Source organism: Lysobacter humi (ex Lee et al. 2017) (assembly GCF_054781815.1).
This window is the reverse complement of sequence record NZ_BAAGTR010000005.1, coordinates 1-11,769: the sequence shown is the minus strand read 5'-3', so window position 1 is coordinate 11,769 and position 11,769 is coordinate 1. Positions and strand designations below refer to the sequence as shown.

12 protein-coding genes are annotated in these 11,769 nt (G+C 71.5%); 7 read left to right on the top strand and 5 right to left on the bottom strand.

Annotated elements, in window-relative coordinates; translation table 11 throughout:
• Positions 1 to 29: 29 nt before the first annotated feature.
• Both ACYVJJ_RS03770 and mpl read left to right on the top strand, forming a co-directional pair.
• A complete protein-coding gene (locus tag ACYVJJ_RS03770) occupies positions 30 to 608 on the top strand; it encodes an adenylate kinase (RefSeq protein ID WP_460831230.1) in 579 nt (192 codons plus the stop codon).
• 106 nt (positions 609 to 714) lie between these two features.
• Positions 715 to 2,118, top strand: a complete 1,404-nt coding sequence (mpl, locus tag ACYVJJ_RS03765; protein ID WP_460831228.1) for a UDP-N-acetylmuramate:L-alanyl-gamma-D-glutamyl-meso-diaminopimelate ligase — start codon at positions 715 to 717, stop codon at positions 2,116 to 2,118.
• Positions 2,119 to 2,358: 240 nt separating this feature from the next.
• Here the strand turns inward: mpl and ACYVJJ_RS03760 are convergent, their stop codons facing one another.
• Positions 2,359 to 4,380, bottom strand: a complete 2,022-nt coding sequence (locus tag ACYVJJ_RS03760; RefSeq protein WP_460831227.1) for a bifunctional DedA family/phosphatase PAP2 family protein — start codon at positions 4,378 to 4,380, stop codon at positions 2,359 to 2,361.
• A 67-nt stretch (positions 4,381 to 4,447) separates the two neighbouring features.
• Between ACYVJJ_RS03760 and ACYVJJ_RS03755 the strand changes: the two genes are divergently transcribed.
• The 4 genes from ACYVJJ_RS03755 (at position 4,448) to ACYVJJ_RS03740 (ending at position 8,164) form a co-directional block, all read left to right on the top strand.
• Complete coding sequence (locus tag ACYVJJ_RS03755) at positions 4,448 to 5,152, top strand: protein kinase family protein (protein ID WP_460831226.1); 705 nt, start codon at positions 4,448 to 4,450, stop codon at positions 5,150 to 5,152.
• Positions 5,153 to 5,345: 193 nt separating this feature from the next.
• The gene (locus tag ACYVJJ_RS03750; protein ID WP_460831224.1) at positions 5,346 to 6,155 is read left to right on the top strand and encodes an SDR family oxidoreductase; all 810 of its coding nucleotides are present in this window, start codon (positions 5,346 to 5,348) and stop codon (positions 6,153 to 6,155) included.
• A 9-nt stretch (positions 6,156 to 6,164) separates the two neighbouring features.
• Positions 6,165 to 6,584 (top strand): VOC family protein, encoded by a 420-nt coding sequence (locus tag ACYVJJ_RS03745; protein WP_460831223.1) that lies wholly within the window; start codon positions 6,165 to 6,167, stop codon positions 6,582 to 6,584.
• A gap of 341 nt (positions 6,585 to 6,925) precedes the next feature.
• Entirely contained in the window at positions 6,926 to 8,164 is a 1,239-nt protein-coding gene (locus ACYVJJ_RS03740; protein WP_460831222.1) for an aspartate aminotransferase family protein, read from the top strand.
• Between the two features lie 2 nt (positions 8,165 to 8,166).
• Here the strand turns inward: ACYVJJ_RS03740 and ACYVJJ_RS03735 are convergent, their stop codons facing one another.
• Genes ACYVJJ_RS03735 through thiE form a run of 3 tightly spaced genes read right to left on the bottom strand, consistent with a single transcriptional unit; the run spans position 8,167 to position 10,702 of the window.
• Complete coding sequence (locus ACYVJJ_RS03735; protein ID WP_460831221.1) at positions 8,167 to 8,784, bottom strand: HAD family hydrolase; 618 nt, start codon at positions 8,782 to 8,784, stop codon at positions 8,167 to 8,169.
• A complete protein-coding gene (hemL, locus tag ACYVJJ_RS03730) occupies positions 8,781 to 10,064 on the bottom strand; it encodes a glutamate-1-semialdehyde 2,1-aminomutase (protein ID WP_460831219.1) in 1,284 nt (427 codons plus the stop codon). The genes ACYVJJ_RS03735 and hemL overlap by 4 nt, the downstream gene beginning before the upstream one ends.
• Positions 10,061 to 10,702, bottom strand: coding sequence for a thiamine phosphate synthase (thiE, locus tag ACYVJJ_RS03725; RefSeq protein ID WP_460831217.1), 642 nt, complete (start codon positions 10,700 to 10,702; stop codon positions 10,061 to 10,063). The genes hemL and thiE overlap by 4 nt, the downstream gene beginning before the upstream one ends.
• A 62-nt stretch (positions 10,703 to 10,764) precedes the next feature.
• Between thiE and ACYVJJ_RS03720 the strand changes: the two genes are divergently transcribed.
• Entirely contained in the window at positions 10,765 to 10,956 is a 192-nt protein-coding gene (locus tag ACYVJJ_RS03720; RefSeq protein ID WP_460831215.1) for a rubredoxin, read from the top strand.
• Between the two features lie 2 nt (positions 10,957 to 10,958).
• Here the strand turns inward: ACYVJJ_RS03720 and ACYVJJ_RS03715 are convergent, their stop codons facing one another.
• Positions 10,959 to 11,366 carry a DUF192 domain-containing protein gene (locus ACYVJJ_RS03715; RefSeq protein ID WP_460831771.1) on the bottom strand — a complete coding sequence of 136 codons (408 nt, stop codon included), beginning with the start codon at positions 11,364 to 11,366 and terminating at the stop codon, positions 10,959 to 10,961.
• Positions 11,367 to 11,769 lie beyond the last annotated feature (403 nt).

The following is an 11,769-nucleotide window of genomic DNA, read 5'->3' as shown; positions in this document are numbered from 1 at the left end:
CCGGCTTCTACCTGCTGCGGGAGCGACGAATGCGACTGGTACTTCTGGGGGCCCCGGGCTCGGGCAAGGGCACGCAGGCCACGCGGCTCAAGGAGCACCTGCAGGTACCGCACATCTCCACCGGCGACCTGCTGCGCGCCGAAGTCGCCGCCGGCAGCCCGCTGGGGCTCGAGGCGAAGGAAGTGATGGCGCGTGGCGAGCTCGTCAGCGACGCGATCTTGCTCGGCATGCTGGAAGACCGCTTCTCGCGCCCCGACACCGCAGGCGGCTTCATTCTCGACGGCTACCCGCGCAACCTCGTGCAGGCCGGTGCGATGGGCCAGCTGCTCGAGCGCATCGGCCAGCCGATGGACCACGCCGTGTTCCTCGACGTGCCGACGGAGCTGCTGGTCGAGCGCATCGCCGGCCGCGCCAAGGCCGAGGGCCGCGCCGACGACACGCCCGAGTCGGTGCGCAAGCGCCTGCAGATCTACAACGACTCCACCGCGCCAGTCGTCGACTACTACCGCCAGCACGGCCAGCTCAAGGTGGTGCAGGGCGTCGGCACGCTCGACGAAGTGTTCGTGCGCATCCTCGACGCGATCGCGCCGGTCAAGGAAGTCCAGTAAGTCCCCGCGCGGCTCAGGCCGCGCCCGATCCCCGCGGGACCCTCGCCGCGGCGGCACGCATGCCGCGATGCGGCGCGATGACGCCCCGCCTGCCAGAGTTCGCGCCATGAAACTGCACATCCTCGGAATCGCCGGCACCTTCATGGGCGGCGTCGCCGCACTCGCGCGGGAACTCGGCCACGATGTCAAGGGCAGCGACCAGGCGATCTATCCGCCGATGTCGACCCAGCTCGAGCAGCTCAGCATCAACTACGGCATCGGCTACACGCCGGAATTCATCGATGCCGACAGTGACGAGATCGTGGTCGGCAACGCGCTCTCGCGCGGCAACGCGGCGGTCGAGCACGTGCTCGACGAAGGCCTGCGCTACACGTCGGGTGCGCAGTGGCTCGCCGAGAACGTGCTGCCCGGCCGCGACACGCTCGCCGTCGCCGGCACGCACGGCAAGACCACCACGACCTCGATCCTCGCCTGGCTGCTCGAGTCCGCCGGGCGCGATCCGGGATTCCTGATCGGCGGCGTCGCCGAGAACTTCGGCGTGTCCGCGCGCGTCGGCACCGGCAAGGAGTTCGTCGTCGAGGCCGACGAGTACGACACCGCCTTCTTCGACAAGCGCAGCAAGTTCGTGCACTACCGGCCGACGGTGGCGATCCTCAACAACCTCGAGTTCGACCACGCCGACATCTTCCCGGACGTCGCCGCGATCCAGCGCCAGTTCCACCACCTGGTGCGCACGGTGCCGCGCCGCGGCCGGCTGATCGTCAACGGCGAGGACCGCCGGCTCGCAGAAGTGCTGCAGATGGGCTGCTGGACGCCGGTGGAGACGTTCGGCACGTCCGAGGCCGCGGGCGTTTCGACCACGCCGTTCGACTGGGTCGCCGAGCTCGTCGAGCCCGACGGCACGCGCTTCAAGGTGCTGCACCAGGGCCGCGAGGTCGGCGAGGTGTTCTGGTCGCTGATGGGCCGGCACAACGTGATGAACGCGCTCGCCGCGATCGCGGCGGCGAACGCCGTTGGCGTGCGCCCGCAGCGCGTGATCCCGGCGCTCGCGCAGTTCCGCAGCGTGAAGCGGCGGATGGAGATGATCGCCCAGATCGGCGGCGTCACCATCTACGACGACTTCGCGCATCACCCCACGGCGATCGAGACGACGCTCGCCGGCCTTCGCAGCAGCGTGGGCGACGCGCGTATCGCGGTCGCCATGGAGCCGCGCAGCAATTCGATGCGCCTCGGCGCGCACGCGGACGCCCTCGCGCCGTCGCTCGCGCAGGCCGACATCGTGGTCTTCCTGCATCGCCCCGAGCTGCCGTGGGACGCAACGAAGGTGATCGAGGCGATCCGCGGCGATGCGTTCGCGGTGCCCGACGTCGACACGCTGGTGAATGCCCTGCGCGACCGCACGTTCAGCGGCGACCATGTGGTCTTCATGTCCAACGGCGGCTTCGACGGCGCACCGCGCCGGTTCCGCGAGCTGCTGGAGACGCAGGGCGTGAAGCCGGCGGAGGCTTGAGCCGCGGCGGCCGGGGTTGGCCGCCGAGCACGCGTACGTCGAAGTGCGCGTCAGGCATTGGGCTCCGTGCTTCGCGCCCGGTGGCTCGCGCCTTGTTGAGCTCTCAGATGTCGCCATGCCGCGCTGCGGTGGGCACGGGGCACGCGCGCGGGGCCCGGCGTCTGACGCGAGGGCGCTGACCGCCTGCGGCTTGTGCATTGGCCGTTGCGCGACACGCGCGCACAGGCGGACGTAGCCCCCTCAACGTGCTGCAGGCGCCGCAGGTTCTGCCCGGGTCGAGGCCGCACTGCGCAGGCGCATCACGTCCACGCCGCGATCGGGATGGCGCTCGCGGCGATGCGGGAAGGCCTCGAGCGGCGCCAGCATCGCGCGCGCGCGTACCGCGTCGTAATCCACCGGCCGCCACAGCACGAAGACGCCGAACGGCCGCGTCAGCACCATGCGCTGCGTGGCGCCGACCCACAGCGATTCGCCGGAGCCGAGCGCGGCCGGTGCCGGCCAGAGGCGCAGGATCTCGCGCTCGCTGTCGGCCACGTCGCGCACCAGCAGCAGCGACTCGGCACGCGCGTCCAGCGTCGACGGGAGCACGGCCTGGCGCGTCGGTGCGGTGTCGTCGTCGAGCAGGCGCAGCGTCTCGCGCCAGCCGGCTTGCGGCTGCTCGCGCCAGCCCTGTGCGGCGAGCGCGGCACGCACCGGGGCGAGCGGGCCGGCGATCTGCACGTCGAGCGGCCAGCGGCCATGGCGGGCATGCTCGTCACGCAGCACCGGCAGCTCGCGCCAGCCTGCGGTCCACCATTCGCGCGCATCCATCACCTGCACGGGATTCGCCGGTGCGAAGCGTTGCAGCAGCGTGACCGACGCCCGCGGCGCGTGCCAGCCGGCGGCGACCACCAGCGTCGAATAGAAGAGGATGGCGAGGGGGCGCATCCAGAACGACCGCGCCACGTGCCGGCGGTAGGCGATGCCGAGCACCAGCAGCCAGCCGATGCCGAACAGCGTGCCGCCCAGCAGGTCGCTCGCCCAGTGCGCGCCGAGATACAGCCGCGCGAAGCCGACCAGCGCCGTCAGCACGCCCGCCAGCAGGTAGGGCCAGACGCGCCGACGGCCGGGCAGCTCGCGCGCGATCAGCACCGCGAAGAAGCCGAGCACCACGGTCATCATCGTCACCGCGACCGACGGGAAGCCGAAGCCTTCCGGCGCGGTCGGCGGACGCGGCATGTCGATCGCGGCCTCGAGCATCGCGGTGAAGGCGAGCCCGAACACCACGGCGGCGAGCCAGTGCGCCGCGGCCATCCATCGCCGGCGCCAGACGAGGTAGAGCAGGGCGACCGCCGCCGCCGGCCCGAGCACCTGCGCATCGCCGAGACTCGCGAGCCCCGCCATCAGCCGATCGGCAAGCGGGTTGCGCAGTGCGCGCATGAACTCGTGGATCGAGTGGTCGATCGCGAGCGGCCCGCCGTTGGCGAGCAGGCCGGCGATCAGGGTGAAGCAGACCCAGCTGATCGCCAGCAGGCAGACGGCGAGCATCAGCAGCGACGGTGACTCCGGGCGGTTCGGGTCGACCAGCGCGACGGTGTAACGCCCCAAGCGCGGGTGCGCGCGCGACCAGGCGAGCACGCGACGCAGGAGGTTGTCGGCGTGCACCGCGAACCAGCGCCACGTGTAGAGGACGCCGGCCCAGGCCAGGCCGACCACCACCACGAGCGCGCCGATCACGAGCGCAAGGCGGTCGGCGACCGCCGCCACCGCCTCGTAGGAGGCGCCCAGCAGCCAGCCCGGCGCGAGGAACGCCGCCGCCCAGCCGATGCAGGCGACCGCACTGGGAAGCAGGTAGCGGCGCAGCGGCACGTGCAGCATGCCGGCGATGGCCGGGATGAAGGGCCGCACCGCGCCCACGAACCGGGCGATGAAGATGCTCTTGGTGCCGTGGCGGCGGAACATCGCCTCGCCGCGCTCGAGCCACTGCGGATACCGCGCGAACGGGCCGCGCGTGCGCAGTTGCGGCCCCCAGCGGCGCCCGATCCAGTAACTCAGGCCGTCGGCCACGAAGGCCCCGGCCGCGGCGCAGACCAGCGCGTACGGCCCGTTGATGTGGCCGAGCCCGATTAGCGTGCCGGTGGCGAACAGCAGCGGCAGCGCGGGCACCACCACGCCGGCCACGATGATCGCGTCGCAGAACGCGACGAGAAAGATGAGCGCCCCGGCGGCGACGGGATGCGCGGCGATCCACGCCGTCGCCGATTCGATCCAGGAAGAATCCATCCGCGGATTATGGCGACGGCTGCCGGGGCCGGATACGGCGGCCGGCCGCGCCCGTAGACTGCGCGCGATGACGTCCCCGCAAGCCGCGCCACCCGGCGCCTCCCGCCCGCGCCCCGCCGAGACCGCCGTCGAGCGCCACGCCCTGAAGGCCGACAGCTTCGGCCGCATCGCCCTGATGGACGGCCCGGACGGGCCGTTCGTGCGCCGCGACCTGCGTCATGTCCCGCTCTGGCTGCGCCTGCCCGCCTGGTGGCTGGCGCGCCGCGAGGCCCGCGGGCTCGAGGCCGTTCGCGGCGTGCCGGACGTGCCGCGCCTGCTCGGCTGGGACGGGCGCCGCCTCGATCGCAGCTACATGGCCGGCGCCGCGATGTACCAGAACCCGCCGCACGGCGATCTCGCCTACTTCCGCGCGGCGCGGCGTCTTCTCGCGCAATTGCATCGCCGCGGCCTGGCCCACAACGACCTCGCCAAGGAGGCCAACTGGCTGGTCCTCGACGATGGCCGCCCCGCGATCATCGATTTCCAGCTCGCCAGCCGCGGCCGTCCGCGCTCGCCGTGGATCCGCCTGCTCGCGCGCGAGGATCTGCGCCACCTGCTCAAGCACAAGCGCACCTACTGCCGCGCGGCGCTCACGCCGGTGGAGCTGCGCGTGCTGCGGCGCCGCTCCTGGGTGCGCGAGCTGTGGTTCGCGACCGGCAAGCACGTCTACCGCTTCGTGACCCGGCGCGTCCTGCGCTGGGAGGACAACGAGGGGCAGGGGCCCAAGCCCTGAACGGACCCGCGTGGCCTGCCGTCGCGGCAGCGTGGCATCACGCGCCGGCGCGTCGAGACGTGGCCGTCGTGCAGCAGGGAGCCACCGCGCCGACCGCCGCAGGGTCCGGAACGATGCATCGCGGCGCAGCCCGGGCTCGATGCATGCCGGCCGCCGGGCTAACCTCGCACCGACTTCCCGCACGGACCGCCCGATGTCGCTCGCCGGCAAGACCCTCCTTATCACCGGCGCGTCCCGTGGCATCGGCCGCGCGATCGCGCTGCGCGCCGCGCGCGACGGCGCCAGCATCGCGATCGTCGCCAAGTCGGGCGTCCCCAATCCGAAGCTGCCCGGCACGATCCATTCGGTGGCCGAGGAAGTGCGCGCCGCGGGCGGACAGGCGCTGCCGCTCAAGTGCGACATCCGCGAGGAGGACGAGGTCCGCGCGGCGGTCGCGGCCACCGTCGACGCCTTCGGCGGCCTCGACATCCTCGTCAACAACGCCAGCGCGATCTGGCTGCGCGGCGCGCTCGACACACCCATGAAGCGCTTCGACCTGATGCACGGCGTCAACGCGCGCGGCACCTTCCTCGTCACGCAGGCCTGCCTGCCGCATCTGCTCGCCGCGCCCGACCCGCACGTGCTCACGCTCGCGCCGCCGCCGAGCCTCGACCCCCGGTGGTGGGGCCCGCACACCGGCTACACGCTCGCCAAGATGGGCATGAGCCACGTCACGCTCGGCCTGGCGGCGGAGTTCGGCGACCGCGTCGCGATCGATGCGCTGTGGCCGAAGACGATCATCGCCACCGACGCCATCAACATGATCCCCGGCGTCGACCCGGCCATGTGCCGCCGCCCCGAGATCGTCGCCGACGCGGCCCACGCGATCCTGGCGCGCCCGGCGCGCGAGGGCGGCGGCCGCTTCTTCATCGACGAGGATGTGTTGCGCGAGGCCGGCGTCACCGATTTCTCGCCCTACGCCGTCGATCCTTCCAAGCCGCTGCTGCCCGACCTGTTCCTCTGAGGTGATCCGATGAAGTACCTCCACGCCATGGTCCGCGTCCGCGACCTCGATGCCTCGCTGCGCTTCTGGTGCGAAGGCCTCGGGCTGGTCGAGAACCGCCGCCGCGACTACCCGCAGGGCCGTTTCACGCTCGTCTACCTCGGCGCCCCGGAGAACCCGGAGTCGGAGATCGAACTGACCTGGAACTACGACGCCGAAGACTACGGCACGGCGCGCAACTTCGGACACCTCGCCTTCGCCGTCGACGACATCTACGCGAGCTGCGAGCACCTGATGGCGATGGGCTACACGATCCATCGCCCGCCGCGCGACGGGCACATGGCCTTCGTCCGCTCGCCCGACCTGATTTCCGTCGAGCTTCTGCAGAAGGCCGGGGCGCTGGAGCCTCGCGAGCCGTGGGCGTCGATGGCCAATACCGGCGTCTGGTAGGCGCGCCGTGCGCCGCGTCTGGACGGCTTGTGCAGCCGCAGGGCGCTGACTGACGCGTGGGGCGGGCGCGCCATTGGGCGCGCCAGCGACGGCACGCGCTGCGGCGCCGCCGTAGTGGTTTCGATGCACTTCGACAAGGGATCGCCGTGGAGCCGTCGATGCCTGCTCCGAGCCGCTGAGTGGCCGGTATTCCATGGCCCATGGCTGCTGACGCAAGCCACTCGCGGACGGACTCGGATCACCGAGTCGGCGAGCCTTCCGGCTGCAGTGGCGTTCCCGGCGGGCCACGGTCGACCGGTCCCGGTGAGAGAATCGCGACTTTCCTGCCGTGACACCGCGCCGTGACCTCCAGCGAATCGCTCTTCGCGCTCTCCGAGCGTTACTACGTCCCCGTCTACCGCCCCCGCCGCATCGTGCTCGACCACGGCCGCGGCTCGCGCGTCTGGGACCGCGACGGCCGCGAGTACGTCGACTTCGGCGCCGGCATCGCGGTCAATGCACTCGGCCATGCGCACCCCGCGCTGGTCGCGGCGCTGACCGAGCAGGCCGGCAAGCTCTGGCACACGTCGAACGTCTTCGTCAGCGAGCCGCCGCTCCGGCTTGCGGAGGCGCTGGTCGGAGCCTCGGGCTTCGCCGAGCGCGTCTTCTTCTCGAACTCCGGCACCGAGGCGAACGAGGCCGCGATCAAGCTCGCGCGCAAGTGGGCGACCGCGCAGGGCCGCGCGCCGGATCGCCGCGTGGTGCTCACCTTCCACGGCAGCTTCCACGGCCGCACGCTGGCTTCGGTCACCGCCACGGCGCAGCCCAAGTACCACGAAGGCTTCGAGCCGCTGCCGCCGGGCTTCCGCTACGCGCCGTTCAACGACGTGGCGGCCGCCGAGGCCGCGATGGCCGGCGGCGACGTCTGCGCCGTCATCGTCGAGCCGGTGCAGGGCGAGGGCGGCGTCACCCCGGCAACACCCGACTTCCTCGCCCGCCTGCGCGAGCTCTGTGATGCGCACGGCGCGCTGCTGGTCTTCGACGAGATCCAGTGCGGCATGGGCCGGACCGGCCACCTCTTCGCCTGGCAGGGCTACGGCGTGCGGCCGGACGTCATCACGCTCGCCAAGGCGCTCGGCAGCGGCTTCCCGATCGGCGCGATGCTGGTCGGCCCGCAGGCCGCGCAGACGCTGCAGTTCGGCGCGCACGGCACCACCTTCGGCGGGAACCCGCTCGCCGCGGCGGTCGCGGGTGCCGCGCTGCGCGAGCTGTCCTCGCCGGCGCTGCTCGCGAACGTCGAGTGGCAGGCGCGGGCGATCCGCGACGGGCTCGCCGCGCTCGATACCGAACTCGGCCTGTTCCGGCAGGTGCGGGGCCGGGGGTTGATGATCGGCGCGGAGCTGCGCGAGGCCCACGCCGGACGCGCGGGCGAAATCCTCGATCGCTGCGTGGAGCACGGCCTGCTGCTGCTGCAGGCCGGGCCCGATGTGCTGCGCTTCGTACCCGCGCTGAACATCGGCGACGCTGACATCGCCGAGGGCATGCGACGCCTGCGCGCGGTGCTGGTGGACTTCGCCGGGACGGGCACCGCGACGGGCTGACGCTACAGCGGCAGGTGACGCGCCAGCACCTCGCGCAGCTGCGCCGGCGAGGCGACGTGCTCCGCCCGGAGTCCTGCGCGCCGCGCGCCGTCGACGTTCGCCGGCGCGTCGTCCAGGAACAGCGCGTCCTCCGCCACGTGCCCGAGCCGCGCCAGCGCGAGCGCGTATACCGCGGGGTCGGGCTTCACGCGCCCCAGCGATGCGCTGCACAGCGCATGCTCACCGAACAGCGCCGCGAGCGGTGGCAGCAGCCGGGGCAATTGCTCCACGAGCAGGCAGCCGTTGTTGGTGAGCAGGGCGACGTCGCGGACCGAGGCGACCTGCGTGACGAGCGAGACGGTGTCGTCCGAGAGGCGCATCGCCGCGCCGCGTGCGGCGGCCCAGAGCGCCACGTCGACCGGCCGCCCGATCGCCTCGCCGAGCATCGCGAGATAGCGCGCCGTCGAGACCGTGCCGGCGTCGAACCGCGCTTCCAGTCCGCTATCGAACAGGGCCTGATGGACGACCGGCTCCGGGGCGCCGGTCGCCTGCGCGAGGTATCGCACCCGTCGCGCCCGGTCGTACTCGACCAGCACGCCGTCGAGGTCGAACAGGACCAGCGCCGGCGCGCGCGAGGTCACAGCGTGGCGAACGCCTCGCGCGCGGCCTGCAGCGTGCGCGCGATCTCGGCCTCGCCGTGCGCGCTGGACACGAAGCCCGCCTCGAAGGCCGAAGGGGCGAGATAGACGCCACGCTCAAGCATCGCGTGGAAGAACCGGTTGAAGCGCGCGGTGTCGGACGCCTTCGCGTCTTCGAACGTCTCCACCGGCCCCTCGCGGAAGTACAGGCCGAACATGCCGGGCGCGCGAACAGTGTGGAAGGCGATCCCGGCATCGCGCGCGGCCGCCTCGAGCCCGTCGCACAGCGCATGCGTCGTGCGCTCGAGCGCCTCGTGGAAACCGGGCACGCTGATGAGTTCCAGCGTCGCGAGCCCCGCCGCCATCGCCACCGGATTTCCGCTCAGCGTGCCCGCCTGGTAGATCGGGCCCGCCGGTGCGATCTGCTGCATGAGGTCGCGGCGCCCGCCATAGGCGCCCACCGGCATGCCCCCGCCGATGATCTTGCCGAACGTCGACAGGTCCGGCGTCACGCCGTAGAGCGCCTGCGCGCCGCCGAGCGCCACGCGAAAGCCCGTCATCACCTCGTCGAAGATCAGCAGCGCACCGTGTCGCGTGCACAGCGCGCGCAGGTGCTGCAGGTAGCCGTCGCGCGGCAGGATGCAGTTCGCATTGCCGACGATCGGCTCGATGATCAGCGCGGCGATCTCGCTGCCGATCTCGTCGAACAGTGCGGTGGCCGCGTCGAAGTCGTTGTAGGGCAGGGTCGAGGTGAGGTCCGCGAGCGCCGACGGCACGCCCGGCGAGTTGGGCAGGCCGAGCGTCATGACGCCACTACCCGCCTTCACCAGGAAGCTGTCGCCGTGTCCGTGGTAGCAGCCCTCGAACTTCACGATGCGCGTGCGCCCGGTCGCGCCGCGCGCCAGCCGGACCGCCGAGAGCGTGGCCTCGGTGCCCGAGTTCACCATGCGCACCATCTCGCAGCTCGGCACGATACGGGTGATCGCCTCGGCCATTTCCACCTCGAGCGGATTGGGCACGCCGAAGCTCAGGCCATTGCGCATGACACGCTCGACGGCGCCGAGCACCTGAGGGTGCGTATGCCCGGCGATCATCGGCCCCCACGAGCCCACGTAATCGACATAGCGGTTGCCGTCGACATCGTGCAGATACGCGCCTTCCGCGCGCTCGGCGAAGAACGGTGTGCCGCCGACCGACTTGAACGCACGGACCGGGGAGTTCACGCCGCCGGGCAGGAGGTCGCAGGCACGTTCGAAGAGGTGCTGCGAGCGGGAATGGTTCATGCGGGAAGCTCCTGGAAAGCGTCGAGATAGGTGCGCACGGCGACACGCGGTTCGGGCGCGTCGAACACGCCACTGATCACCGCAATGAGATCGGCACCGGCCTGCACGAGCGCCGGCGCGTGCGCGGGCGTGATGCCGCCGATTGCCACACGCGGCACGCCGAGGCCTGCACTGTCGGCGAGCAGCGCGCGGTCGGCGCGCCGCGCGCCGGGCTTGGTGGGTGAAGGGTGGAACGCGCCGAAGGCGACGTAGCTCGCGCCGCGCGCGACCGCGTCGTGCGCGCGATCGAGTGCGTCGTAGCAGCTCGCGCCGATCAGCGCGTTCGCGCCGAGCCGCGCGCGCGCGTCGGCGACGTCGCCGTCGTCTCCACCCAGATGCACGCCGTCGGCGCCGATCGCGGCGGCGAGTTCCACGTCGTCATTCACGATCAGCGGAACGCCGTGCGCGCGGCATCGCGCGAGCAGTGCGCGTGACTGCTCCGCCCGCAGCACGTCGGACGCCGGCTTGTTCCGGTATTGCAGCCACGCGACGCCCGCGTCGAGCACCGCGTCCACGCGCGCGACCAGCCGGCCGGTGTCCGGCTCGTCGGGCGTGATGGCGTAGAGGCCGCGCTGCGGCCATGGGGTAGCGGGAGGCATGGCTAGGCGCCGGAAGAGGCGGGTGGGACAATGCGCGTCCCTTCGAGACGCATTATCCGCCCATGTCCACGTCCGCCGCGAATCCCCCGTACCGCACCTGGATGTGCGTGGTCTGCGGCTACATCTACGACGAGGCGAAGGGCATTCCCGAGGAGGGCATCGCCCCGGGCACGCGCTGGGAGGACGTCCCGGACACGTGGACGTGCCCGGACTGCGGCGTCACCAAGGACGACTTCGAGATGACCGAGGTCTGAGCTCAGCGCCCCGCATCGATCCCGGGGCCGAAGCGGATCTCGGCCCCGTCCTGCAGGCCGAGCTCGGCCGCCTTGCCGGCATTGAGCTCGAGCACATAGCGCGCCGGCGCAGCGCTGGGATACGGCGGGCATCCGTCTCCGAGCGAGCACGGTGGCACATCGCGCTGCTGGCTCACCAGGCGCCGCCGCCCATCGAAGTACAGGATGTCCAGCGGGATGCGCGTGTTCTTCATCCAGTAGGCGAGCGGCTCTTCGGATTCGTGCAGGAACAACATGCCGCGGTCCGCTGCGAGCTCGTCACGGAACATGAGTCCACGCGCACGTTCGGAGTCGTCATCAGCGATTTCCACGGTGAAACGCCGCCCCCCGATCTCCACCCAGCTGTCGCGGCCCGATGCGCAGCCCGACATCGCAACCAGAAGCAGCGGTACGACCCATCGCAGGTTCAAACGGTCTTCTCCAGCATTAATGAATCGTCAGCCGACGTCGCACGGCCGCTCGCCTGAATCGTTGTAACCGCGCGACCGCGAAGCGCTTCCAAAATGCCACGGGCCGACGCAGAATGCGCGCCCTAATTCGCGACACTCGCGAGGCAGGTGGGGAGAGAAGGGGTCACGCCGCAGTACATCGCGGACGATGAACGCAATCTCGATTCGCGCATCACGACCGCTTTACACGTCGATGCGACTTCCCCATAATGGTCGACCCAGCCAAGAGCGGCGCCGCGGAATGCGGGTGACGCGGGAGGTAGGGGAAGCGGTAGAAGAAAGTCGATCACGGGGTGTTGACAGTGATCGAAGATGCCCTAAAATG

Excerpts from the sequence above, each read along its gene's own strand:
- ACYVJJ_RS03755 (WP_460831226.1), top strand. The coding sequence starts at position 4,448 with ATGACGTCCCCGCAAGCCGCGCCACCCGGCGCCTCCCGCCCGCGCCCC.
- ACYVJJ_RS03770 (WP_460831230.1), top strand. The coding sequence starts at position 30 with ATGCGACTGGTACTTCTGGGGGCCCCGGGCTCGGGCAAGGGCACGCAG.
- mpl (WP_460831228.1), top strand. The coding sequence starts at position 715 with ATGAAACTGCACATCCTCGGAATCGCCGGCACCTTCATGGGCGGCGTC.
- ACYVJJ_RS03720 (WP_460831215.1), top strand. The coding sequence starts at position 10,765 with ATGTCCACGTCCGCCGCGAATCCCCCGTACCGCACCTGGATGTGCGTG.
- ACYVJJ_RS03750 (WP_460831224.1), top strand. The coding sequence starts at position 5,346 with ATGTCGCTCGCCGGCAAGACCCTCCTTATCACCGGCGCGTCCCGTGGC.
- ACYVJJ_RS03760 (WP_460831227.1), bottom strand. The coding sequence starts at position 4,380 with ATGGATTCTTCCTGGATCGAATCGGCGACGGCGTGGATCGCCGCGCAT.
- ACYVJJ_RS03745 (WP_460831223.1), top strand. The coding sequence starts at position 6,165 with ATGAAGTACCTCCACGCCATGGTCCGCGTCCGCGACCTCGATGCCTCG.
- hemL (WP_460831219.1), bottom strand. The coding sequence starts at position 10,064 with ATGAACCATTCCCGCTCGCAGCACCTCTTCGAACGTGCCTGCGACCTC.
- thiE (WP_460831217.1), bottom strand. The coding sequence starts at position 10,702 with ATGCCTCCCGCTACCCCATGGCCGCAGCGCGGCCTCTACGCCATCACG.
- ACYVJJ_RS03715 (WP_460831771.1), bottom strand. The coding sequence starts at position 11,366 with ATGTCGGGCTGCGCATCGGGCCGCGACAGCTGGGTGGAGATCGGGGGG.